Origin of the sequence: Portibacter lacus (assembly GCF_021533215.1) — a bacterium.
Classification (GTDB): Bacteria; Bacteroidota; Bacteroidia; order Chitinophagales; family Saprospiraceae; genus Portibacter; species Portibacter lacus.
This window is the reverse complement of the sequence record NZ_JAJNKA010000007.1, coordinates 245,726-271,844: the sequence shown is the minus strand read 5'-3', so window position 1 is coordinate 271,844 and position 26,119 is coordinate 245,726. Positions and strand designations below refer to the sequence as shown.

Here is a 26,119-nt window from a genome sequence, read left to right as displayed (position 1 = left end):
ATGGAAGTTGCGTACAAAACGATGAATAAAGCCATTGAGTATTTTCTGGTTTTTATATTTTCTTTATTAGTCCTAGATGTTATCTGGCAGGTTGTCAGTAGATACTTGATAGGACAGTCTAGTTCATTTACGGAAGAATTTGCAAGATTTGCGTTAATATGGCTAGCTATATTAGGTGCTGCTTACTTGAATGGTCAACGGGCTCATTTGTCCATGGATTACTTACTTCGAAAATTAAGCCCCGAAGCACTTAAGAAAAGATTAAAAATTATTGAAATTCTTATGCTCTTATTTGCCTTAATTGTTATGGTTATAGGAGGTGGAAATTTAGTTTACTTGACATTTATTCTTGGTCAACAATCACCAGCAATGGGAATCTCGCTTGGATTTATTTACAGCATTGTTCCTATCAGTGGTTTAATCATTATTTTTTATTCCATCTATAACATCACAAGACCATGAGTATAGAATTAATCAGCATCATTGTATTATTTATAAGCTTTTTTGGATTGCTTGCTTATGGTGTTCCAGTAGCATATGCTATCGGTATATCTACTGTTATAACGCTCTTAATAAACATCCCATTTTTTCCAGGAATCACAACTGTTTCTCAGCGAATGACGATTGGGATAGATAGTTTTGCCTTGTTGGCCATACCGTTTTTTATTCTCGCTGGTGAGCTGATGAATCGGGGTGGGATTGCGAATCGGCTCGTTAATTTTGCGAAATCTGCCGTCGGGAGTTTACCAGGTGGATTAGCTTATGTCAATGTTTTAGCTTCCATGCTTTTTGGTGCTATTTCGGGTTCTGCTGTAGCGGCTGCATCTGCGATAGGAAGTGTAATGACCGACCGAATGAAGGATGAAGGATATCCCGTACCATTTAGTGCTGCAGTTAACATAACCTCTTCTACGACAGGACTATTGATACCTCCAAGTAATGTATTAATCGTTTATGCATTAGCTTCTGGAGGAACAGCGTCAGTAGCCGCATTGTTTATAGCAGGTTACTTGCCTGGCTTCTTAGTGGGTCTGTCCCTGATATTAGTTGCGGCATATATCGCTTTCAAGAAAAAAATTAAAAGAGGAGACCGTGTTAAATTAAGTCAATTATGGAATGATTTCAGGAAGTCATTCTTTAGTTTGCTGATGCTAGTAATCATCGTAGGAGGAATTGTTCAAGGGATATTTACTGCAACAGAGGCTGCTGCGATAGCTATTGTTTACGCTGGCATACTTGGTTTCGCATATAAAAGTATAAAAGTCAAAGATTTGCCGTCCATATTATTAGATAGTGCGAAAACGACTGCGATAGTGATGTTTTTGATCTGTACATCTATGGCGATGTCATGGTTGTTCTCCTTTGAAAGTATACCGCAGTTAATGACAGGATTCTTATTGGATACCGTCAGTAATCCGATTGCAATATTCTTATTGATTAACTTAACTTTATTGGTAGTCGGAACCTTTATGGATATGACGCCTGCTGTTTTAATATTTACGCCAATATTCTTACCTGTTGTTACACAGTTAGGAATGGATCCAGTTCATTTTGGGATCATCATGGTATTGAATTTATGTATTGGATTATGTACACCACCAGTAGGAACGATATTGTTTGTTGGTGCTGGAGTCGCTAAGATTTCGGTTTCGGAAATTATTAAGCCATTAATCCCTTTTTTACTGGCAATGATTGCGACTTTAATCTTAGTTACCTTTATACCTTCTATTAGTTTATGGTTACCAAAATTATTTGGTTTATAAAAACTGGTAATTGATATTTATTTAATTTAACAAAAAAGAAATTTAAGTTTTGGGACAATTTGATTTAACAGGGAAGACAGCAATCGTAACGGGATGTAAAAGAGGAATTGGTATGGGCATGGCGATAGGATTAGCTGAAGCTGGTGCGGATATTATAGGTGTATCAGCTACATTGGAAAAAACAGGAAGTAAGATAGAACAAGAAGTACAAAAGTTGGGGAGGAAATTTGAAGCTTACCAAGCAGATTTTAGTGATCGATCTTCTGTCTACGCATTTTTGGAAGAAATAAAAGGAAAGAAAATAGATATCCTTGTGAATAATGCAGGAACGATAAAACGTGCACCTGCAGCCGAACATTCTGATGATTATTGGGATAACGTTATAGAAGTAAACCTGAATGCGCAGTTTGTGCTAGCTAGAGAAATCGGTAAAACGATGATAGAGCAGGGTGGAGGTAAGATCATTTTTACGGCTTCGTTACTTACGTTCCAAGGCGGAATAACCGTTCCAGGATACGCTGCAAGTAAAGGCGCGATAGGTAGTTTAGTCAAAGCTTTATCCAATGAATGGGCAGGCAAAAACGTTCAAGTGAATGCAATTGCTCCTGGATATATTGCTACAGATAATACACAAGCACTTCAGGATAATCCAGAAAGAAGTGATGCTATTTTAGGAAGAATTCCCGCAGGAAGATGGGGGAAACCAGAAGATTTTAAAGGTCCAATCGTATTTTTAGCTTCTAGAGCTTCTGACTATGTTTCAGGAGAGATACTAGTAGTAGATGGTGGTTGGATGGGTAGATAATAAAAAAAATTTAAATATCATGGAAGAAAGATATGAATCCAATCCTCGTGAAGTTGAAATGATGAACACGGAGGAGTTAAGAGAAAATTTTTTAATGGAAGAGCTGTTTGAAGACGGCGAAGCCAATTTTGTATATAGCCACTATGATCGAATGGTGGTAGGTGGTGTGGTACCGACTAAAGGCGATATTGTTTTAGATACTTTTGATGCATTAAAAAGTGATTACTTTTTGGAAAGAAGAGAAATAGGAATCATAAATGTAGGAGGAAAGGGAAGCATTACTGGAGATGGAGAGACCTTCGATGTCGAGAAATTATCTTGTGTTTATTTAGGTAAAGGCACTAAGGACGTAAGTTTTAGTTCTGCTGACGCTAAAAATCCTGCAAGATTCTATTGTTTTTCTGCTTTAGCACATATGACGCATCCTAGCAAATTATATACTAAAGAAGATGCACTACCTGTAACGCTAGGTTCTAGTGATACCGCTAACGAACGAACGATTTATAAGTATATCCATAATGACGGAATCGCAAGTTGTCAAGTTGTAATGGGACTTACAGTAATGCATAAAGGATCTGTTTGGAACACGATGCCTCCTCATACGCATGATCGAAGAAGTGAATTGTATTTATATTTTGATGTTCCTGAAAATCACGGTGTCATGCATTTCATGGGAGACCCACAGCAAACGAGACACCTTTGGGTGCAGAATGAACAAGCTATCATTTCTCCGCCTTGGTCTATCCATGCAGGAAGTGGTACGGCTAGTTATTCGTTCATCTGGGCAATGGCTGGGGAAAATAAGGACTTTACGGATATGGACTTTGTCGAGTTGAATGATATTATGTAGAGTAATTATCAATTTCTGAAAGAGTTAAAATAAACAGTTTCTATTTAGAAAAATAGTTAATGGGGCATGTTAAATCATATCTTAAAGTATAAAAAGCTTTAAGCTGCAATGATTTATCTACTTTCGTGTACTTATCGTCTAAAGTTGTAAATATTGCACAAGGAGTCTCAAGGTTTCCAGAAGGTTGGTAATGGGTTATTAGTCGTCGGAATTTTGATGATTGCCTTCAATCTACGTCCAGCTCTCGCGAGTGTAGGACCTCTCATTGAAGATATCAGAAGCGACACTGGACTGTCTAATTTTATGTTAGGTTTGCTGACTACACTTCCATTGATTGGATTTGGAATTGTTTCTATTCTTGCACCATTATTTACAAAACGATTCGGAACAGGTTTAACGCTATTCGGAGCACTAATTTTACTAGCTTTAGGAATAGTGATTCGTTCTATTTCATTTCTCCCATTTCTTTATTTGGGAACATTGTTCTTTGGAATTGCAATAGCTTTTGGGAATGTATTGCTTCCTAGTCTAACCAAACGAAATTTTTCAGCTAACTCTGGATTTATTACCAGTTTATATTCCAGTACTATGGCAATTGGTGCTTCATTAGCTGCGGGACTGAGTGTACCATTAGCCTATAATTATAACTTCGGTTGGAGCACTTCTTTAGCTTTATGGGTGATTCCGGTAATAGTTGCTATTATCATTTGGATTCCTCAGTTATGGCGACTTAAGAAAACATCATCTAATCGAAACTTTTTAGAAGGCATCAAGAATATGACTAGCTCCAGGCTAGCGTGGAAAGTTGCACTATTTATGGGATTCCAATCCTTTACATTCTATGTTATATTAGCTTGGTTACCTTCCATTCTTCAGGGCAGAGGATATAACGCGGAATTTTCAGGATGGATGTTATCACTGTGCCAAGCAACTGGGATTTTAGGTTCTCTAATTATTCCCAATATTGCTGGAAAAATGAATGACCAAAGAGTAGTCGTGGCGATGCTAATTTTTATGGAAATAATAGGTGTTTTAGGTTTAATATTTCCAATTTTAGGTCCTGTCTATATATGGATTTCTTTGATCGGATTTGTATTAGGAGGTTCTTTTGGATTAGCTTTACTATTCATAGTGGTACGTTCTTCAGATACTGAAAGCGCAACAGAACTATCTGGGATGGCGCAATCTATAGGTTATCTAATAGCAGCAACAGGACCTATACTATTTGGTAGTCTTTTCGACCTTTCAGGAAATTGGAATTTATCTCTATATCTGCTTCTAGCATTATCCATCATGAAACTTTATGTTGGTCTTGGAGCAGGTAAATCAGGAGTTGTATCTTAGTTTATATCTAATTAAAACTTAGTCCTAATGACTTTGAGGTAGTAGAATAAGCTTTAAGATTTTCAACTCAAATTAGCTATTATGCAATTCATCTCTAAGAAAGGATGATTCAAAATATTTTACTTGCTATTACTACTTTTACTTTAGATATTCACTTCTAATTGTCATTAGTTTTAGAAACCTAACGCATCATACTAGATTTTTATAGATACCCTTTTTATATGATCTCTTGTTTTACCTAAACTATGCAAATTGCAGAGGTCATAATCAACAAGAGCTCCGATAACACCCTAAGTCGGAGCGACTGTTGAAACTTTCATTCATTTTTCTACATGTCTAGGAAATTTATTTTATTGACTTCTTTAAAGTTGATAAATAGCATTTGTTAATTCTTATAAATCTAAAAGCAGGTGGTAGAAGAGATAGTGCATTTTATAAATTTAGATTTTCTCATATTTTATCTTTGGTATTGAATTCAATCATGTATTTTTAATTTTAATGAGTAAGAGAGCAAGTTTTAAAGATGTTTTTCTCTTTGATGACAAATGGGTATTTGTAATAGGTATTCCTATTATATCTATTTTAGCTGCAATAAACTATTTTCCACATTTTGATCCAGGTGTAAGTTTTTGGTTGGTTTGTTTTCCAGTTTCCTTTTCATATGTATTTATCTATTGGTTGGTGTTTAGGTATTTAGTTTATTGGCTGATTCAAAAATTTCCGAATCGTTCTCAGATAAGAAAGAGGATTTATATCGAATTAGGTGTTGTAATAGCAGGAATTATCATCATTGCTAATATCCTAAATGTGATCTATACAGCGATTGATGTTGGTTTACCACCAGATGGCGCGAAAGATATTACTATGCTTTTGTTTAGCTTTATTGTTTGCGCAATGATTATATCAGTCTATGAGGGCACCAGGTTTTATACTAAATTATTGAAGGCTGAAATTGAAAAAGAGAAGCTTGAAAAAGAAAATATTCATGCCATATTAATCGGACTGCAGAATCAAGTTAATCCTCATTTTCTCTTTAATAGTTTGAATACACTTGCTTACTTAATTCCATCTACAGCAGATGCTGCTCAGAATTTTATTAAAGATTTTTCCAAGGTTTATCGATATATCTTAGAGACAGAGCGTGAAGCTATAGTGCCATTGGATCAAGAGCTTGAGTTTCTAAAATCTTATAGTTATTTGTTGAATGAAAGGTTTGGTGCTAATTTTAAATTAAACTTAGACATTAAAGACGAGGATTTGAGTTGTTATGTACCACCGATATCATTGCAGATTCTTGTGGAGAATGCGGTTCAGCATAATGTAGTTTCCCAAGATCATCCATTAGAAGTAAATATATGGACAGAAAACGGTAATATGATTTATGTTCAAAATGTTATCAAGTTAAAAACTCATTATGAAATCGGGAAAAAAATTGGATTAGCAAATATTCGAGATCGCTATAAGTTGGTTTCGAATAAAAATATTCAAATCGATAAATCTAAAAGAAATTTTAAGGTTGGATTGCCACTTTTAATCGTTCATGAAGAAGAAAAGGTCGCATATGTATAAGGTTTTAATAATTGAAGATGAAGCACCAGCGGTTAACAGGCTGAAGGAAATGTTAGCCAAAACTTCACGAGAAATCGAAGTTGTAGAAGTGAAAGACGGCATTCAAAGTTCAGTGGAATATCTTAGAACAAGTCCTTCTGTAGATCTCATTTTTATGGATATTCAGTTATCTGACGGTCTGAGTTTTAATATTTTCTCGAAGGTAGAAATTGACATACCCATAATTTTCACTACTGCATACAGCCAATATGCATTTAAGGCATTTAAAGTATCTAGCATAGACTATCTCTTAAAGCCCATTGAACAAGAAGACCTTAATAATGCTATACTTAAACTAGAAAAGTTTACCTCACAAAACATTTCTCCTCAGGTTATAAAAACCATTGAAACTGCGCTAAATGGTCATAATTATAAACAACGATTTCTGATCAAAAATGGAGGACGACTCAGTTTTGTTAAAACCGATCAAATCAATTATTTCTTTTCTGATTCAGGGTTAACTTTTGTTCAGAGTGGGCCTAACAAAAAGCACATACTAGAAGAAACGCTAGATCAATTAGAATCTTCTCTAGATCCAGGATTATTCTTCAGAATCAATAGGAAATTTATTTTGAATATTAATGCAATTGAAGAAATTCAAACTTATTACAACAATCGATTAATTCTCCAACTGAATCCAGCCTTTTCTGAACAAGTTATTGTTAGTCGACAGCGTGTTGTAAACTTTAAACAATGGTTAGATTCCTAACTTAATCTGGACATTCATTATCTAATCTTTCTAATTCTTGTTCTGTCATTAATGTTTCCTCAATAATAATATCAGCAAAATTATCACCATTTGCACTTTTCTCTGTAATACAATAATCGACTGTAGTCAAAGCTGCGATTGCTAACAGATAAGCTTGTAATGATTCTTTGTATGCTTTACAATTCTCTTCAGTACTTTCATTTTGGTAATTTACTTTTGCCATTTTTACATCTATTGATGCATTATCGAAACTATTAGTGAAAGTATCACATGATATTTCTTCGTCTGATGTTAAAATATCACATGAAGATAATAGGAAAGATAATAGGAAAGCGATTGCTGTGAACTTGAAAATTGATTTCATAGTCTATGGTTTTTATTAAGTCCGTGAAATAGAATAAATGTTTTACAACTTAGTCATTAGTATAAATCAATTGTAAACAGTGGGATGCAATTTTTAATAAAAAAAGGTAGTTTATTGTCACATCATATAAATCGTATTTTTAAAATAATTTAGTACGTTCAAAATGCTACATTTTACATGAAAAATATTTTCTGCTTAATTCTTTTCCTTTTCAGTGGTTCTTTATCTCATGCTCAAATCAAATTCGTGGAGTTTGGAAAACTTAAGGCTGAGGAAATTGAACTAAAAGCTTATAAAACTGATCTTACAGCAGATGCTGTGGTACTCTATGATAAAGGTGAGGTTCATTTCTTAAGTACTGAAAATGGGTTTAAGGTTCAATTTACAAGGCATAAAAGAATTAAAATATTCAATAAAAGTGCGTTAAAATACGCTGAAATATCTCTTCCTTATTATGTAGAAAATCTTGACAAAAGTGAAAGAATTGATACTATAGAAGGGTTTACTTATACACTTAAAGGAGATCAATACATTTCGAAGAAGTTAGATTCTGCTAACATTTATGACCAACAAGTTTCTGACAACGTAAGATCAAAGAAGTTTGTGTTTCCTGATGTTCAAGAAGGTTCTATAATAGAGTATAAGTATGTTTTGGAATCACCATTTTATTTTAGCCTTCCAGAATGGAGATTTCAAGATAGAATTCCAACATTATATAGTGAGTTTCAAATTAGCATGATACCATTTTATGAATATGAATTATTTGCTCAAGGTATTTCTGGTTTTGATTTTCAAAATTCATACGTTAGCCCAAAAAAGAGAAAGTGGTTTTCTTTGAACCGATCTATTGGGACCGGATTTGAATTCCAAGAGAATGTTCATATTTATATATTAAAGGATATCCCAGCATTTGAGGACGATAGTTATATTACCTCTATTAATGATTATATTATTAGGATGAATTTTCAATTGTCTAAAATTAGAGAACCTAGCGGCATTAGTAAAGATATTATATCAACATGGCCTGACTTGAATGAAGCATTACTCAAAAATGAACATTTCGGAATTTATTTGAAAAACTGTGGTCGTATTGCTAAAAATATTCTTAAAACAGAATTGCAATTAGAAGATGCTGATGATATTGATAAGGCGAAAGCCATTATAGAATATGTTAAAAAGAATTATAAGTGGAATGGTTCAAATTCTAAATTTGCCTCTCAGCCGCCTAAAGATTTTCACAAATTGAAGTCAGGAAATGTTGCAGATATTAATTTATTTTTAATTGCATTATTGAATGAAGCAAAGATAGAAGCTGTTCCAGTAATACTGAGCACAAGAGACCATGGGAAAATTCCCTATGATTACCCTTTCGATCATTTTACTAACTATGTTGTGGCTTTAGTGACCACAGGGAATGCTTTCTTGGCCGATGCAAGTGAAGAACAACTCCGATTTAATGTTTTGCCAATGAGAAGTCTGAATGAAAATGGTCTAATCGTAAATAAGAAGGATGAGCCAAAGTGGATTAGTCTGAACAGTAATACCAGCTCACTGGAAAAGAAAACTTTAATTCTTAACATAGATTCATCATCAATGGATATTAAAGCAACGGTTTCCATCCAGTGTACTAATTATGAAGCATTTTATAAACGCGACGCTTTTAAAGATGAAATCTCAGATATAAATGAGTATTACAAAGATAGAATTGGAGAAGTGTTAAAGACTAAAACAAGTGGATATGAGAGTGACGCAACGACCTATTCTATGAATTTTTTGTCAAAGTTTGAAACAGAAAAATTCGATGGTCACATTATTATTAAGCCATTTCTAAATTTGGCACCATCCTCTAATTTGCTAAAACTGAATGAAAGAACATATCCAGTCGATTTTACGTATATTATGAATAAAGAATTTGATTCTAAATTTCAAATTCCTGATGGATATAAGTTGGCTGACTTGCCTGAAAATATTGTGATTAATGATGATCTAGCTGAAATTAATTTAAGATATGAATTGAAGAACCATATACTTTCAGCTACAGGAAATTACAACTTAAAGAAAGCAATTTATGAACCTGATGAATACGGTAAACTAAAGCAATATTTAGATCTGGTGGTTTCTTCATTTGGTCAGGTAGTTGTGCTAGAGGTTGAATAAGAATTGTAACATGGAAATCCCACAGGCAATGTATAAGTCTGGTTGTGAAAAAATATAATTAAATTGCAAATCTCTTAAACTTAATGGCTAAATCGCAGTTTTTATTCATTGATTTTTGAAAATCCTAAGGACAGCCTATATTATATTCAAGCTAAACCTAATCCATGAAAAAAATACTGATACTCTTTTCGCACCCGCATTTCGAAAAATCGCGCGCTAATAAACTTCTAGTAGATCGGGTTAAAAGGAAAGATGGCGTAACATTGGTAGATTTATATGAGCAGTATCCAAACTTCCACATCGACGTTCCTGCAGAAAAAGAATTATTATTAGAACAGGATGTTATCATATGGCATCATCCATTTTATTGGTACAGCTGTCCACCGCTTATGAAGCAATGGATTGATATGGTGTTAGAGTTTAATTGGGCATATGGGCCCAATGGAAATGCTTTACAATCTAAGATATGCATGAATGTAATTACTACAGGAGGATCTAAGGACATCTACTGTTCCGAAGGAGCAAATGGTTTTTCTGTGAATGAGTTTTTGCGGCCTTTTGAGCAAACTGCAACTTTATGCGGAATGACTTATTATCCTCCATTTGCAGTGATGGGTACCTATAAATTAAGTGAAACAGATTTAAACAAATATGCTGACAAATATGAAGAATTGATTGAATTACTCCAAGACAATATGCCCGCTCCAACAATGAAAAATTATTATTTCATGAACGATATTCCTCAACTAAAAACAGATGCCATATGACAGGAAGTTTACTTTTCGAAGCTATTGTATTTTTAGCTGGTGCGATCATTTGTGTTTCTATAGCTAAGCGCTTGGGCTTAAGTTCTGTTTTAGGATATTTGCTAGCAGGAGTAATTATCGGTCCATATGTACTAGGGTTTATTGGCGAAGAAGGTCAAGATATTCTCCACTTCGCAGAATTCGGAGTAGTGATGATGCTTTTTTTAATAGGTCTAGAAATTGAACCTAAGAATTTTTGGAAAATGCGGAAAACCATTTTAGGAATGGGAAGCATTCAAGTTGTTGGGACAATGTTGTTTTCCTATTTGCTTTTCACTATGCTAGGATTTGATTGGAAGGTTTCACTGGTTTTTTCCATGGCGGTTGCTTTGTCTTCTACTGCAATCGCTTTACAGACGATCAAGGAAAAGGGTCTTATGGATACTACCTTCGGGACTTCGGCATTTTCAATATTACTTTTCCAAGATATTATTGTGATTTTCATGCTTGGTTCCATTCCACTATTATCAAATGTTAATTTAGATTCTGGAGCAGAAGGTCATTCTGAAACAGCAAGTTTGTTGGATAATCTACCCATGGGTTTTCAGACGCTCTCCATTATTTTATCGGTTGTTGTAATCATTGTTGCAGGTCGGTATTTAATTGTGCCAATGCTTAGAAAGGTAGCGAAGGTAGGTGTCAGAGAATTATTAATTGCCGCAGCACTATTGATTGTCTTTGGGATTTCATATTTAATGGAATTCGTAGGCATAAGCCCAGCATTAGGTGCATTTCTTGGTGGAGTAGTACTTTCTAATAGTGAATTTAAACATGAGCTTGAAAGTACTCTTGAACCATTTAAGAATCTATTGCTTGGGTTGTTTTTTATGGCTGTCGGTGCTTCGATAAATTTTATTGTCATTGCAGAGAATCCATTAACGATTACAGGTGTTTTAATTACCATCATTTTAATTAAGGGATTCGTACTTTTTATTACAGCTAGACTTTTCAAATTGAAATTGAATCAAAACCTTTTATTAACCTTTAGTTTAGCTCAAATAGGTGAGTTTGCATTTGTACTACTATCTTTTGCATTCCAGTTAAAAATATTGGAACAATCTCAGTTGGATATGATGCTTGTAATAACAGCATTAACCATGTCTATAACTCCTATTATCGGAATGGTTAATGAGCGTTTTATACTTCCTAATCTAGGAACTAAAGAATCGATTAAGAGACCGATGGACCACATTGCTAAGTCGCATAAAATTATTTTAGTAGGATTCGGCCATTTTGGAAGTACCATCGGACGGTTTCTTAGGTCTCATGGAGTAGAGGCAACCATCCTAGACCATGATGCTAATAGAGTTGATTTTTTAAGAAAAATGGGTTTTGATGTATACTATGGAGATGCAACTAGATTAGATCTTTTAGAATCTGCTGGAATTGCAGAAGCTAAAATATTGATAAGTGCAATAGATAATCCAAGAATAACAAGGGAAGTCATAAAAGTTTTAAAGAAAAATTATCCACATGTTGAACTTATGATCCGAGCGAAAAATAGATATGATGCTTATGAATTATTGAATTTAGGAATTGAAAATATTTATCGAGAGTCTCTGGAAACCTCTTTAACACTAGCGAAGGATGTGTTAAGTAAAGTTGGGTTTAGAAAATATACTTTAAATATGCAAGTTCAAAATTTCATCAAATATGATGAAGAAAGTCTGCGTAGACTAGCTAACGAAAATAATAATGAGAAGAATTATATCTTTAAAGCCCGTCATGAATTAGAGCAGCAAGAAAAGCTTTTAGTTCAAGATTTTAAAAGAGGAATTGTAGAGGAAGAACATCATTGGGATGGTGAGCATATACGAGAAATTTTAAAAGACAGTACCGCGTAGTAGCGCTAAAGAATTCATGTCTTGCAGCTGTACGAAAAGTATTTTTAGAATATCTATCAATTCTTATAAAAAGAATACTATTTCTTCTTTAAGACCATGGCGAAACCAGTATTGGCTAGCAGATCAAGTTGGAATTTTGATTTTGAATTAATCTCTTTGTATGTTCGTTTAATTTCGTTCGATTCTAAAGCTTGATCATCCTGAAAATAGATCACTGTTTCGTAAGAACTTCCAGGTTCTAAAAAACTAAAATCTAGTGCTATTGTTCTTTGGACATTGGCATTAAGACTTCCGATGTACCAATTGTCTCCCTTCTTTCTTGCGATGGTACCATAGTTTCCCATAGAGGAATTTAATACTCTAATCTCATCCCATGTGGTAGGTAGATCCGCATAGAACTCATACCCGATATCCGGAGTTAATACAGATTCAGAAGATCCAGCTCCACCTTTCTTTCTTGGAGATTCCATCGGTCGATCATACCAATATAGAAATTGCCATGGACTATATATCATTATGGATTTAGCCATCTGCGCACCTTTTCCACCCATAATTTTTACTACTCTCGGTGCTAGATAACAATTCGTGTTATCCGCTGCACCAGCTATGCCTCTTATGAAAATTGTATACAGACTATGTTCGACACTAGGAGATTCTTCGTCGCCTCTTATCCCTTCTTGCGTTAGAAGATTCGGATAAGTTCTGGAGAATCCGGTAGGACGATAATCATCATGAATATCAACTAGTAATTTATGATTAGCTGCTTTAACAACTGCATCATGAAGCCAAGCATTGTATTCTTGTGTTCCAGTATTCACAAAACCGTATTTTACACCTGCTATTCCCCATGATTGGTATAAAGGAAGAATTTGATCTAACTGCTTAAGCATTGCTCTATTATTCACATACAAGATGATACCGATATTTCGTTCTTTAGCGTACTTGATAACGCGATGCAAATCAAGTGGCCCTTTTGACCTGTTCGGATCGATGGTAATGGTCGAAGCATCGGATGCATTATCATATTCATTACCGTACCAACCAGCATCAAATTCCACATATTGTAAGCCATTTTTTACTGCAAAATCTACACATGCGATTCCGCCCGTAGTGGTAAGCGTCACTTCTCGGATTACTTTACCTGGTCGGATCCACGATGGGTCGCTGATTTGGTTTTCGTCATTAAGATTTTCTAATAAGTAATTCTTTTCTAGAATTGCTCCAGGGCTATCACCGAATATTACAAATCTCCAGGGTGACTTATAAGACGCTACGCTCAATTTTATACTGCTCTCAGGGACTACAGAGAGAGAATTATCTGCAGATGCCGAGGACTGGAATTTTGATCTAGGGTAATTTATAACTGCTGCTTCTCCTACTGCATAAAAAATATCTTCACCTCCTTGAATTAAAATAGGCCGCTCTGCATTTTTCTTGAATTCATTGATGGATGATTCATGATATTCGCCTTGTGATCGCTCTGTTATCCATGTTTTATAATTACCATCAAAAGTCCACAGTAGAGGATCTCCTTCGATGGTTGTATTTTTAAATTGTTCTTCGTCATATTGATATTGGAAAGCAAGAGATTCATCATAAAGTCTGCAATTAATCAGAAGATTCCTTCCTTCTTTGTCTTTAGCTGGAACGGTAATTTCACGGAAGTGATTCTGAATTTCTGCTCGTTCACCAATAATTGAAGTCCAAGGTTGATTGACAATTTTAGTATCTATTTTACCAATTGTAGAACCATAATCGCTAAGAATGGCTTTTATAGTTTGACCTTTATAATCGATACTTAGCTGGAGATCATCGTTCTTCTGATGGATGGTCAAGCTCAGTATTTCATTCGGACTTGAGAATGTTTTTGCGGATTCTAGAATCTGTGCATTACTATTAACGATAGCAAATAGTGATAAAAAAAGGAGAATGATTTTATTCATGAAGTTTTGCAAACTGGTGATTGATAAGTGAATTTAAATTAATTAACTTACTACTCCCAATAATTTTGAAAAACATCTAATTTTTTCCTAATGTATGGTAATTGACATCAGATGTAAAAGAGATTATTGATATCATTCGAAAGTGACCATCTTTAGCTTAAAGTTGGATGTTTTCGATCTATTTTTCCGTTGTCTAATTTCGGGATTTCTTTGACAAATCTGTAATGTTTAGGAATCTTAAACTTGGATAAATATTGTAAGCAGAATTTCTTAATTTCCTCAATCCTAAGTTCAGAATCACATACAAGAAATGCTTTTCCCACTTCGCCCCATTCTTCATCTTTGATGCCTATGATTATTGCTTCTTTTATTTCTGGATGGCTTATTAAAACCTTTTCAATTTCTGCAGGATATACATTTTCTCCACCACTAATAAACATATTTTTTATCCGATCGACGATATAGTAAAAACCATCATTATCTACTGTAGCGATATCTCCAGAATGAAACCATCCATTTTTTATGGCGTCTTTCGTTGCATCTGGCCTATTCCAGTAACCTGGAGTGACACAATCTCCATAAAAGCATAATTCGCCCCGTTCTCCAGTTTTAACGATTTCACCCTTTTCATTGACTAGTTTTACGTTAATATACATGTTGGGCTTTCCGATAGACCCTTGTTTTTCAAGAACATACTTTTGATGCAAAGAGGTAAGATTCGGTCCAACTTCCGTCATGCCATAACCTTGTCTGATGTCAATGTTTTTTTCATTGTAAGTATTAATCAAATTCAATGGCATCGATTCACCACCTACAATAATGTATGGTAAATTAGGAAGCTTGATCCTATCGAAATTTTCCGCTTCAGACAGCATTCTCAGCATCGTTGGCACAGCCATAAACTGTGTACAATTATGCTCTGCTAATTCTACCAAAACCTTATTTGCAACAAATCTTTTCATTAAAATCACCTTCCCACCATGATGAAAAATTGGAGTAACTAAAACATTCCATCCTCCAGTATGAAACGGTGGCATTACATTTAAAGTGACCGTATCACTTGTGATATGTAGGCTTACTGCTGTATTGACACTATTCCAAAACAACATTTTATGTGTATATAAAGCACCTTTTGGTACACCTGTAGATCCAGAAGTATAAAGAATAAATAAGGTATCGTCCAGATTAAAAGAAACCTTGTGAAGAGTGTAACTTGTTTCTTTTACTAAATCACTTATGGTTTCTAAGCCCAAAAATTGACATGCTAAAGTACTTCCTTCGACTAGAGTTTCATACTTCTTATCGTATAAGATAACAGCAGGATTAGCATCTTGTATTAACCAATCGATTTCATTTTTGCTTAGTCTAAAATTTAAAGGAATAAGTACAACGCCTAATTTCTGCGCTACAGAAAAAAGAATAATATTCTCTATGCAGTTTTCAGCAAGCATGCATATTCTGCTTCCAGGCTTTAATTTTAATTCATGCTGAAGGTAGGCCGTCCATTTTATTGCTGTATCATTAATAAATTGATAAGAATATGATGCGTTATCTTCTACAGTTATACAAGCAATTTTATCCGGATTAATCGATGACCAATATTGAAACCAATCTAAATTCATAATTCTATAATCTAAATGCAGCACTAGCGAAAGCTAAGCCTCCACCTGAACCTATAAAATAAATAAGATCCCCTGGTTTTACAAGCTTCTTTTCCCATGCATCATGAAATGCCATCGGAATACATGCTGAACCTGTATAACCATAATGATGCATAATCGTGTGCGCTTTTTCTTTTGGAACATCTAAAATATCTAACATTTCCCAAATACTGTTGATATTCAGCTGGGTTATAAAGTACATGTCTACATCATCACTCTGGACACCTAATCTTTCATTCAATGTAAGTGCCATTTCAGACCAAGTAGTTGGATTAATCTCTTTGGGAAATCTATTTACGAATTTCAATTTGTGATCATGGTTCTCGATGGCATTAACATCTACAGGTTGGGCAGTTCCACCAGCATAGACGCCCATATATCCATTATATTGACCCATGGATTTTAATTCACTTGCTAGAAATCCTGCATCTTCACTATCTACGCTCTGTAATAATACGGCTCCAGCTCCATCAGCAAACAAAGTAACTGTTTTCTTATCCGACTTATTAAGGTGCCTACTCATAGCATACCCACCGATGACGAGCACATTGTTATATTGTTTATCTGCTCTTATATATTTTGCGCCAATGTCTAGTGCCGTTACAAATCCTGCACATGCTGAGTTAATATCAAAGGTTCCAGCATTAGTTGCTTTTAATTTATCTTGAACAATGGCAGCTGTAGACGGAGATATGAAATCAGGTGTATCTGTTGCAATAATGATTAAATCGACATCACTGGCTGATATATTTCCATTTTTAAGACAATTAATCGCTGCCTCGTAACAGAGGTCAGAAGTTGTCTGGTTTTCACTTACCCATCTTCGTTCTTTTATTTGAACAACTTCTTCTAACCAATCTGAAACATTAGTATTTAATGTTTTGTCAAAGTAGCTATTCGGTACAATGTTCTCTGGAGCATAAGATCCAGTTGATACTATTCTTGCATTTCGAAACATTAAGTCAGATGGTTTTATTCTTTAAAAAATAATTGATGATCAATGAGGGAAGGGTAGAGCAAAGGATTGCAATTCCTGCAGGTACTGCCGGATTACTAAATGCAATACCCTTATCTGGCCAGATTTCTTGACCGTAAAAGTATAAGACAAGATGAATGGCTAGGGCGAATACACTAAAAAACCAAACAACTGCTAAGGACGGTTTTTTAAAATAGATACCGTTAAGTAGCGGTGGCAATGAGCAAAGTACTAAAGCATACACTCCAAATTGTCCAAAAATTCCTAGCAGTTTAGGTGGGTTTAATGTGACCAAAAATGTTAGGAAAGCCAGCACAATTAACACGATATGACTTGCTCTAAATGCAATTCTATACTTGCTTTCTAAGTCTCTTTTCTTCGTTGAGAATTTATCTAGTAAATTAATCACTAAATCATTAGAAGTGATCGTAGATAATCCTACTAATAATCCATCCAAGGTAGACATCGCCGCTGCAAGAAGAACAATGCTAATGACGGTGAATAACCATTCTGGAAAACTTGTTTTAAGGTATTGGGTCATTACAAGATCTTGACGGAATTTTTCAGTGCTTGCATCTTGTAATAATTCTTGCGGCACTTCGACTAAAGCCCAGAATCCAGCTAAGAGCAACAAAGTGAACAGAAAATAAACAATGACAAAAACGATTAAATATTTCGTGACATCCTTATTGTCTTTTACATAAAGTGCTTTCGTCAGGATATGTGGTTGACAAACCAAAGCTGCCCCAATTAAAAAACCAGAAACGTAAACGGAATAAAAGCTGTTGTAGAGGTTGCTTTCTGGATTGGTTAAAGTTAGAAGATTAGGATCTAAATTACGTATGATTTCGAAAAAATCTGGGTTTGTTGCCATTAGATATAGACCGGAACCAACTACAATTATGGTCACAATAATCATCAACGAACCTTGGAGCATATTAGTAAAGACATGTGCATATGTACCACCCATGATAACATAGCCTGTAACGAAAACTAGCGTGATAATGAGCGCCGTAACATTACTGATATCCAATAATTGCTGCATAACGATGGATATTCCACCAACTAATAAAACTAGAAATGCAAAAGATAAAAGATTGATAATCGAAAAGTAAATCGCAAAGTTTCTTGAGTTGTATTTCTTCCCGAGCCAACCAGGAATCGTTACTGCCTTATTTTCCGCACCTATTTTCCTAAACTTATACGAAAGCAAGAAGAGCATAAAGATGATTCCGATGAATACTGCAAGCCCTAAGTGCATAAATGCAGCAAGACCGTGTACATATACGAAACCTGGATTGACAATAAATGTAGCCGCTGAAGCCGTGCTGGCAGCTAATGTAATTCCAACTACTATCGGAGACATTTTTCCGTCACCTATGGCGAAACTACTGAAATCTTTGGTTTGCTTAGAACCGAGATAGCCAAGATAACTCGTGCCTACTAAGTAGATTAAAAATAGTGTCCAAGCTAATCCCACTATCTTAATTTAAAAAGTTAGAGATAAGACCATTGACCTCATCAGATTTTTCGAAATGCACAAAGTGTCCCGCTTTCTTAACAAGGTGCAATGTTGCATTTTCTATTTTATCTGAACCGCTTTTTGCTATTTCGGAAGTCTTTCCAGCATTAAGGAATCGATTCGGTATCAGATTATCATCATCACCGAAGACAACCAGCGTTTTCTGCTTAATTCTATCTAGATAATCATACACAGGTTCATCCACCATTCCTTTCACACATTCAGGAATGATATAGCAGTATGCATCGAAACCTTTCGCCTTTCTCATTGCAATTCGATCGGTGATCATGAAATTCGCGTCTTTAGGCATTTTGTAGAAGTTCGCTCCCATGTTCGCTATGATATTATCTACTGTTGTCAATTTTACAGCACGTGGGGTTAAAATATCTCTGAGCCATTGTTTCTGACCTGGCGAAAAAGTTTCAAACCCAGCTGGTGAAATTAGAATCAATCGATCGATTTGATCTGGATAAGCTAAAGCTGTCATCATGGATATCTGACCACCCATCGAATGTCCAGCGAGTGTAACTATTTCAAGTCCTAATAGCGTAATGAATTCTGAAATGTTATCGGCGTAAGCAGACATGCTGGCCTCATACTTACCTTTACTTGACTTTCCATATCCAGGCAAGTCAATGGCAATGCATCTGTAATTCTTAGAAAGTTGGTCAATGTTTTTCTTCCATGCTGGAGCATAACTACCTAGACCATGAATGAAAATAATTGGATCACCTTGGCCTACTTCCATGTAAGCAATAGATTTCCCATCTGATAATTCTTGTTTTTTTACCTCGTATGGATATTCAATCTCATCAAAAGTATCAATCTGAGGGATTGATTTCTCCAAAGTACAGCCAGTCAGAAATGCTGTTAATATGAGTATACTTATGATTTTTTCCATATTAAAACATTAACCATTTAAAGGAAATGAAAGCAGTATAAGGATTAGCAGGACGTCCGTCTATTCCTCCGTTCACGATGGAACTGTCATAAAAATTTCCCAAATTAAGATAAGCGGCATGTAGTTCTACACTCATGAATACGCCAAGTTGATACGCCAATTTTGCATTGATTTCTGTTCCAATGAATTTTCCTCCTCCAGCTGGAATTGCATTACTCCATCCAGCAGCCATTCCTACTTTGGTACTGAACTTATGCGGGATAATATCTTTAGAAGCATTGACATGAATTGCAGAAATACCGAGACCCATATTTGAAATATCTGTAACGGCTGCAATGTATCTATTAACAACATTCGCGTGCGGAAATAGCAAATAACCACCATGATTAACATGTAATGCAGCAGGAGTTCCCCATGAGTTGCCAGTAACAACTCCTGAATACTTATCATCGACTATCCCATTTTGGTCTCCAGAAGTATAAGTTGCGTCTAACCATACAATATCATTAACCGTCTGATCGTATCGATATCCTAATCTAAGGTTCGAACCAAAGCCTCCTATGGTAGGACCTTTTTCCCAAACTTCATTAGGTTTCAAGTGCGTGCTTCCCAGATTGTAATTAAAATAACCTGATGCGAATAAGTTATCGGAAAGGATATCGTCATTATAGCTGAAGTACCCACCGAGCCATGCAATATCTGATTTGTAGTTGGTCGAACCGAATGGAAATCGATAAGCTCCGTTGAATACCGCAAGTGTACTGTTTAGTCCTTGGCCGATAATAGAAGGTCCTCCTTGACCATTACCTCTATCTCTAATATAATAGACAGATCCTCCTATATTTAACTTGGTATTGAGTCTTCTTCTATAGTTGAATTCGAACAATTGAACGTCATCGTCTAGTTGGATGGCATTCTCATATAATTGATAGAATCCAGCTTTAAAACTTGAAAAGTCATTATCTTTTCTTACTGAAACACCAACAGCATCAGTGCCCCAGTAATTTAAGCGATAAGAAGTATTCAACATTTTTTCGAAGAAAGTAGTGTATGGATTATAAGGAGTGTCATACATTCTCTGAAGTCCAAGATTGACTTTCCAGCCTTTTACTGGGATTAATTCAACCTCAAGGTTCTGAGTTTGCAGATTAACAAAATCACTACTGATTGCTCCTCCCGAATTTCCTCCCGTACTGTAAGAACCATCTCCCCAAGTAAAATCGATTTCGAAAGATGCTCTTAAAGTCACTCTGCCATCAAAAAGTTTCGGCGAGTAAAAAAAGAAAGGAAGAATTCGCTGTTCAAAATACATAGGTCTCAGGCTATCCGATGTAGTACTTGTATTTTGACCGAAGAGTCTTCCAACTACTTGACCTTTCAGGAAATCACTCGTAGGATATACATTTGTATTGATCACATGATTATAGAAATATGCGATAAATTGAAACTCCTTATTAGATTCTTCCGGCAGCGCTTCATTCAATTCATTATAAATAGCTGGAGTCTGGGCTTGGATACCTAACCCGAACATTAGAAAAAGAGATAGCAAATGTATTTTTACGGCAGTCATAAGTAAAATTTAAAACTAAGGGACTGTATAAGCCCCTTAATAAAGATTATTTATAGTCTTACAAATTTCTGAACGTTAGTTGTGCCAAATGCACCGCCACTTGTACTTCCTAAACCTGCAGAAGCTGTCGGAGCTGTTACTCCCGCAATAGCTGGATCCGTCTGAGCAACTTCGTATTCCATTAGATCATCTGTGATTTTGAAAATCCCAGTTGCCGTTAGTTGGTTAGGAGATGATTGATTTAAAACAATGTCCCATATTCCATCTACTGAAGATTCTGATTGGGTATATGTTCCTTTTAATTCAGTTTCGGCACCTCCGAGATCGGTTTGTGTTACGGTATAAGTTCCATCGGTATTGAATTCGGTGACCAATTTAGAAACAAAACCAGCTAAAAGAGGCGCAACATTATCTCCAGAAGACTCCCATGATCCATGAGCACCTACTAGACATACATCACAATTAGAACCTCCACAATCTACTCCTTCTTCATCACCATTTTGTATTCCATCTTCACAAGTTATGCAAGCAGTACATGCGCCGCCACAATCTATTCCCGTTTCATCTTGATTTTGAATTCCGTCAGAACAAGTTTCATCATCTGTGCAAGCAGTGAAAGTTGCTAGCGAAAACGATAAAGCCAAAAGGAAAGTAAATTTTAATATTTTTTTCATTGTTATTACAGATTATAATTAATAATTTTTTTCAAAGATAGATAATGCTTCATTTGGAATCATAGTCCAAATTAAAATTTACAATATTGACTTTTCGATCAAATATTGCATATTTAAATTATAATAGATTGAATATCAAGATTATATACGTAACAATATAGCTATTGACTATATTTACTAGTAAAATTAATAATGGCTGAATTTACTTCGTTATTCTTTTCCCATTGAGGGAAATGACCACATTTTTGAAGTAATTTAGTGTCAATTTCCTTATTTAATTCTGTAGCTTTTTTAATAACATCATTAATGGTCATGTCCTGGTGTAAAGAAGGATGTGGTATGTATTTGTCTTGATCACCAAATATAATTAGGCAAGGGATAGAGATTTTCGCAATGTCTATGAGAACTTTTTCTCTAACCATGCTTAGCAGACTTTCTACAATAGTTGTGCAATACTGTTTATTTAAATTTGGATCTTCTAAGTACTGTGTGCGGTAGGATATAATAGAATCTATATCTATATTTTGATCGTAAAAATTATAGCGTACCATTTTTTCTACCTCCGCTTCAGAAAGGTTGACCATAGATTCTACAGTGACTTTTTCCGACAGCCATTCCTCTTCTTTTTGATTGAATTGTTCTATTCCTGCTGGGGACAAGAGGATAAGACGTGATAATTTTTCTTGGATTATATTGGTCAATTTTATAGCTATTTGACCTCCCATAGAATGACCTATCAATACGATTTTTTTAATATCTAAAATTCCTAGTAATTCAGCGATCAGTTCAGCAGATTTTCCAATACTAAAGGTTTCATTTTCAATTTTGGGTGTTTTCCCGTATCCAGGAAGATCTATTAGTATGCACCTAAAATCCTTTTTAAGAACTGCAATGTTCTTTTGGAAGCTATCTAAATTGGAACCCATACCGTGCAGGAATACAAGCGTCGTGTCACCACTACCAATATCAACATAGCAAAATTGATGTTGTTGATTAACTAATATTTCTTTTGCATATGAGTACAAGCTCTCCATTTTATAAATTTTCTGATGACAATTTACCATTAAGTTATAAATGATAAGATATATCAATTAGAATACATAAAGTCAATAGCTAAATATTTTGATTTTAACTACTGTAATTCTGATATTTATATAATATATTTAATGATAAATATTAAATAGTCCATGATTCAAAAATTTCATAAATCTTATTTTCTTGATTTCAATATGATAAATTCATTGTGAAAATAAAAATACATAAGTTATGGAATTCAAGAATAAGGTAGTCATTATTACAGGAGGAGGAAATGGAATCGGCAAGGCCACTTCATTGAGATTTGCTGATGCTGGAGCAACAATTGTTATTTACGATTTAGATATCGAATCAGCAGATTTAGTTAAGCAGTCTATTGAATCTAAAGGTGGATCAGCAACAACTTATATAGTAAATACAAGTAAGATTGGTGAGGTAGAAACTGCGACCAAAGCCGTTTTTGAAAAGTATGGACGCATAGATGTTCTGATTAATAATGCTGGGATTACAAGAGATTCATCATTAAAGAAAATGACACCAGAACAGTGGCAGATGGTTATCGATGTTAATTTAACGGGAGTTTTTAATTGTACTAAAGTGATTTCCCCTTTTATGGCTGAAGCTGGTTATGGTAGAATAATAAATGCATCATCTGTCGTAGCACATAATGGAAATTTCGGTCAGACGAATTATGTTGCTGCTAAAAGTGGAGTAATAGGAATGACTAAAGTATGGGCAAGAGAATTTGGAAGAAAAGGAATAACTGTGAACGCAATAGCTCCAGGCTATATCAATACGGAGATGGTTCAGACGGTTCCAGAAGAATATATTAATTCAATAAAAGCAAAAACACCTCTACAGCGCCTAGGAGAAGTAGAAGATATAGCTAACGCATATTACTTTTTAGCATCAGATCAAGCTTCTTTTATTACAGGGACGACGCTTTGTGTAGATGGAGGGCTAGTGATCTAAAAAAATAGAATGGATGAAGCAAAAACTTAAGAAAATTCAGGTCTATGCGAATTCATTGTTACCCCATGAAACCACTTATTTATTGCAGGAGCAGAAAATGGAAGACGAGGAAAAGTTGTCTATTCTTAAAATTATAGCCTATAACTCGAACAACTTTACCCATCCTAAGGCTTTTGATTTTTCCATTGATAAAAGAAAATATTCTCATCTTCTCTCTTGGATGAGAAGGAAGCTTGATTCCATCGATGTCGATAAGCAACTAGAATGGATACTTGATGCAAAGAAACACGTATTGTTAGACAGCATAAGCCAAGAAGAAGAAAAACGGCTGCTTAATTCCTTAAAGAAATTTGATAGCACTTCTTTTTACTTTGTAGAATTCTACAATCTTCTGCTGCATTTCCGGCATTTTCTATTAATTCGAATGCGGTATGATGATTATCAAATCGTGAATACATACATCGAAAAGGAAAAATTCAATTATGAGAAGTCTAAATTGGTCTATGAGAAAATGCATCAAATATCCTTTGATATTATTGGTGCATCTAACCTTGAAGAAGGGGAGGGGTTAAGCTGGTTAAAATGGTTGCATGAATGCTATGAAGATGAAAAGTTAGATGGGCAGAATAGGTATATGGCACTCATAAGAATTTCATTTGTGAGTTTAAAATATGATAGGTTAAATGAGTTAAAGGATATTTTTCTGAGAGCGGAATTGTTCTTTGAAACTGGAAAGAATTATTCTAAGAGGTTATTACTTAATCACTATGGTAACATGCTCATCTTGTTTGATAAATTGGGAGATCGAGAGAAAGCTATTCATTATGGTTATTTATCCATTAAGGAATTAGAATTAAATCCTGATTCAGTTATTTATCTGAATAATTTGAACAATGTATTAATTAAGAACCAAAAATACGAGGAGGCACTTTCATTAATAGAGAAGTCTAGTTTCAAGGTTAAGTCTAATAAGAATTTTCATGCTACGATCGGGTTTGTTTCTAATCATATCCGATGTTTAAGTAAGACTGGCAAAGTAAAAGAGGCTATTATTAAAGGACGACTATTTTTTAATGTTTACCATAAGAAAATCTTGAGCTTTAGATGGCACCGTTTCTTTTCAGCCTTCCTAGGGGCATTACTTATTGAGGAAAGGCATGCGGAGATTATTCAGTATATTGAAAAGTACAAATTGCTAACTCTAAGGAATAAGGAGACTTACTTAGGCAAGTCGTCTAACATCATCGATATTTACTATATAATTTCTAGACATCAAGAAGGGATCATAAATCAAGACCAATTTAACGAAAACCTAAAGGATATGATTCTTGACTCTGCAGTTCAGAAAGAAAAATTGGATAAGGAGTTAATCGAGTACATCGATAAGATGAAGAAGCATATGAAGTGAGGTTTTCGAAAGGAAGAGTTCATAATCAACAACTACCATCTTCGTTATTTTTTTGTGGGATAATAATTGATGCGAGAACCTCACCACATTGATAGGCTTACTTAAGGTGATACAATCAAGTGGTTTATGTGTATCTGCGGAAATCTGCGTTTTTTGCGGGATAAATTTTAAGGTGTCGCTCCTCTGGAGCTAGTATTTGAATTAGAATCCTATCTCACCATATTGATAGACTCACTTGAGGTGATACTATCAAGTTGTTTTCAAAGGTCCATCGGACCGAATTTGTGAGTAGAATGGAATGAATAGAATATAAGAGGTGCATCGCACCGGCATGGTAAGTTTCTTTTCCGAGTATTATTGAATATAGAGCATATCGTGTTGAAGAAGAAGATCGTGAAAGATATATTATCGACTAATGAGATATTCTATGTTTATAATAGGGTAAAAAAGTGACGCTAGTTGTTGAAATAGAATTCTACCTAATCACAACGATAGGCTCACTTGAGGTGATACTATCAAGTGGTTTATGTGTATCTGCGGAAATCAGCGTTTTCTGCGGGAAAAATTTAAAGGTGTTGCTCCTCTGGAGCTTATATAATTTCAAATGATCGATGTTACAAAGGTTAAGCTCCTCTGGAGCTAGTATTTTAATTAGAATCCTATCTCACCATATTGATAGACTCATTTAAGGTGATACTATCAAGTGGTTTATGTTACCTGCTGGCAGCGGCTGCATTCAATTCCCGCCTTCATTCGATTTTACGCATAAAAAAAACCCTATAAAACTTTCGAATTATAGGGTTTGATTATGTACCTCGGGCGGGACTTGAACCCGCACGCTCTAATGAGCACAGGATTTTAAGTCCTGCGTGTCTACCAATTCCACCACCAAGGCAATTATTATAGGTAGTTATAAATGTAACAAAAATTAAGAACGAACTAAAAAAAATTGCAATTAATGCATTTTAATTAAAATCCGAAATTCTTGCTTATTTTTCAAATGGAGCGAAAGACGGGAACGAACATTATAAAATGCAACCAATTGCATTTTAGTGAGTGAACACCGAATCCTTTCGGTGCTGCGGCTGCTGAATCCCAGGCTTTTGCTTATTTTTCAAATGGAGCGAAAGACGGGATTCGAACCCGCGACCCCGACCTTGGCAAGGTCGTGCTCTACCAGCTGAGCTACTTTCGCATTATATTTCTT

21 protein-coding genes and 2 tRNA genes are annotated in these 26,119 nt (G+C 35.0%); 12 read left to right on the top strand and 11 right to left on the bottom strand.

Annotated features, from left to right (window positions below):
- From L2586_RS14065 to L2586_RS14035, 7 genes are all read left to right on the top strand, one after another.
- Positions 1-462: a TRAP transporter small permease gene (locus L2586_RS14065; RefSeq protein WP_235293551.1), complete on the top strand. Its 462-nt coding sequence runs from the start codon at positions 1-3 to the stop codon at positions 460-462.
- Positions 459-1,763, top strand: coding sequence for a TRAP transporter large permease (locus L2586_RS14060; protein ID WP_235293550.1), 1,305 nt, complete (start codon positions 459-461; stop codon positions 1,761-1,763). The genes L2586_RS14065 and L2586_RS14060 overlap by 4 nt, the downstream gene beginning before the upstream one ends.
- 49 nt (positions 1,764-1,812) lie before the next feature.
- A complete protein-coding gene (locus L2586_RS14055; RefSeq protein ID WP_235293549.1) occupies positions 1,813-2,568 on the top strand; it encodes an SDR family oxidoreductase in 756 nt (251 codons plus the stop codon).
- Between the two features lie 19 nt (positions 2,569-2,587).
- Entirely contained in the window at positions 2,588-3,418 is an 831-nt protein-coding gene (kduI, locus tag L2586_RS14050) for a 5-dehydro-4-deoxy-D-glucuronate isomerase (RefSeq protein WP_235293548.1), read from the top strand.
- Positions 3,419-3,571: 153 nt separating this feature from the next.
- Positions 3,572-4,762: a CynX/NimT family MFS transporter gene (locus L2586_RS14045; RefSeq protein ID WP_235293547.1), complete on the top strand. Its 1,191-nt coding sequence runs from the start codon at positions 3,572-3,574 to the stop codon at positions 4,760-4,762.
- A gap of 498 nt (positions 4,763-5,260) precedes the next feature.
- Positions 5,261-6,331 (top strand): sensor histidine kinase, encoded by a 1,071-nt coding sequence (locus L2586_RS14040; protein ID WP_235293546.1) that lies wholly within the window; start codon positions 5,261-5,263, stop codon positions 6,329-6,331.
- Positions 6,324-7,079 carry a LytR/AlgR family response regulator transcription factor gene (locus L2586_RS14035; protein ID WP_235293545.1) on the top strand — a complete coding sequence of 252 codons (756 nt, stop codon included), beginning with the start codon at positions 6,324-6,326 and terminating at the stop codon, positions 7,077-7,079. Before L2586_RS14040 ends, L2586_RS14035 begins: the two co-directional genes overlap by 8 nt.
- A gap of 1 nt (position 7,080) precedes the next feature.
- On the opposite strand, the gene L2586_RS14030 is transcribed toward L2586_RS14035, so the two are convergent.
- Positions 7,081-7,443, bottom strand: coding sequence for a hypothetical protein (locus L2586_RS14030; RefSeq protein ID WP_235293544.1), 363 nt, complete (start codon positions 7,441-7,443; stop codon positions 7,081-7,083).
- Between the two features lie 177 nt (positions 7,444-7,620).
- On the opposite strand from L2586_RS14030, the gene L2586_RS14025 reads away from it, so the two are divergent.
- From L2586_RS14025 to L2586_RS14015, 3 genes are all read left to right on the top strand, one after another.
- Positions 7,621-9,600 carry a DUF3857 domain-containing protein gene (locus L2586_RS14025; RefSeq protein WP_235293543.1) on the top strand — a complete coding sequence of 660 codons (1,980 nt, stop codon included), beginning with the start codon at positions 7,621-7,623 and terminating at the stop codon, positions 9,598-9,600.
- A 164-nt stretch (positions 9,601-9,764) separates the two neighbouring features.
- Positions 9,765-10,367 carry an NAD(P)H-dependent oxidoreductase gene (locus L2586_RS14020; RefSeq protein ID WP_235293542.1) on the top strand — a complete coding sequence of 201 codons (603 nt, stop codon included), beginning with the start codon at positions 9,765-9,767 and terminating at the stop codon, positions 10,365-10,367.
- Entirely contained in the window at positions 10,364-12,250 is a 1,887-nt protein-coding gene (locus L2586_RS14015) for a monovalent cation:proton antiporter-2 (CPA2) family protein (protein ID WP_235293541.1), read from the top strand. Before L2586_RS14020 ends, L2586_RS14015 begins: the two co-directional genes overlap by 4 nt.
- A gap of 77 nt (positions 12,251-12,327) precedes the next feature.
- Here the strand turns inward: L2586_RS14015 and L2586_RS14010 are convergent, their stop codons facing one another.
- The 8 genes from L2586_RS14010 to L2586_RS13975 all read right to left on the bottom strand — a co-directional run bounded on the left by L2586_RS14010 (position 12,328) and on the right by L2586_RS13975 (position 22,531).
- On the bottom strand, positions 12,328-14,193 hold the full coding sequence (locus tag L2586_RS14010; protein ID WP_235293540.1) for a glycoside hydrolase family 97 protein: 1,866 nt from the start codon (positions 14,191-14,193) through the stop codon (positions 12,328-12,330).
- A 152-nt stretch (positions 14,194-14,345) separates the two neighbouring features.
- Positions 14,346-15,815, bottom strand: a complete 1,470-nt coding sequence (locus L2586_RS14005; RefSeq protein ID WP_235293539.1) for a class I adenylate-forming enzyme family protein — start codon at positions 15,813-15,815, stop codon at positions 14,346-14,348.
- Positions 15,816-15,819: 4 nt separating this feature from the next.
- A complete protein-coding gene (locus tag L2586_RS14000; RefSeq protein ID WP_235293538.1) occupies positions 15,820-16,812 on the bottom strand; it encodes a 3-oxoacyl-ACP synthase III family protein in 993 nt (330 codons plus the stop codon).
- 4 nt (positions 16,813-16,816) lie between these two features.
- A complete protein-coding gene (locus L2586_RS13995; RefSeq protein ID WP_235293537.1) occupies positions 16,817-18,310 on the bottom strand; it encodes a sodium:solute symporter family protein in 1,494 nt (497 codons plus the stop codon).
- Positions 18,311-18,314: 4 nt separating this feature from the next.
- On the bottom strand, positions 18,315-19,253 hold the full coding sequence (locus L2586_RS13990; protein ID WP_235293536.1) for an alpha/beta fold hydrolase: 939 nt from the start codon (positions 19,251-19,253) through the stop codon (positions 18,315-18,317).
- 1 nt (position 19,254) lies between these two features.
- The gene (locus L2586_RS13985; protein ID WP_235293535.1) at positions 19,255-20,823 is read right to left on the bottom strand and encodes a hypothetical protein; all 1,569 of its coding nucleotides are present in this window, start codon (positions 20,821-20,823) and stop codon (positions 19,255-19,257) included.
- A gap of 50 nt (positions 20,824-20,873) precedes the next feature.
- Positions 20,874-21,497 carry a hypothetical protein gene (locus L2586_RS13980; RefSeq protein ID WP_235293534.1) on the bottom strand — a complete coding sequence of 208 codons (624 nt, stop codon included), beginning with the start codon at positions 21,495-21,497 and terminating at the stop codon, positions 20,874-20,876.
- A 161-nt stretch (positions 21,498-21,658) separates the two neighbouring features.
- Positions 21,659-22,531 (bottom strand): alpha/beta fold hydrolase, encoded by an 873-nt coding sequence (locus L2586_RS13975; RefSeq protein WP_235293533.1) that lies wholly within the window; start codon positions 22,529-22,531, stop codon positions 21,659-21,661.
- A 232-nt stretch (positions 22,532-22,763) separates the two neighbouring features.
- On the opposite strand from L2586_RS13975, the gene fabG reads away from it, so the two are divergent.
- Together fabG and L2586_RS13965 are read left to right on the top strand one after the other, a co-directional pair.
- Positions 22,764-23,504 carry a 3-oxoacyl-ACP reductase FabG gene (gene fabG / locus L2586_RS13970; RefSeq protein WP_235293532.1) on the top strand — a complete coding sequence of 247 codons (741 nt, stop codon included), beginning with the start codon at positions 22,764-22,766 and terminating at the stop codon, positions 23,502-23,504.
- A 13-nt stretch (positions 23,505-23,517) separates the two neighbouring features.
- Entirely contained in the window at positions 23,518-24,912 is a 1,395-nt protein-coding gene (locus tag L2586_RS13965) for a hypothetical protein (protein WP_235293531.1), read from the top strand.
- 811 nt (positions 24,913-25,723) lie between these two features.
- Here L2586_RS13965 and L2586_RS13960 read toward each other — a convergent pair.
- Positions 25,724-25,807: transfer RNA gene (locus L2586_RS13960), tRNA-Leu, on the bottom strand.
- Positions 25,808-26,031: 224 nt separating this feature from the next.
- Positions 26,032-26,107 (bottom strand) — tRNA-Gly (locus L2586_RS13955).
- Between the last annotated feature and the right edge of the window lie 12 nt (positions 26,108-26,119).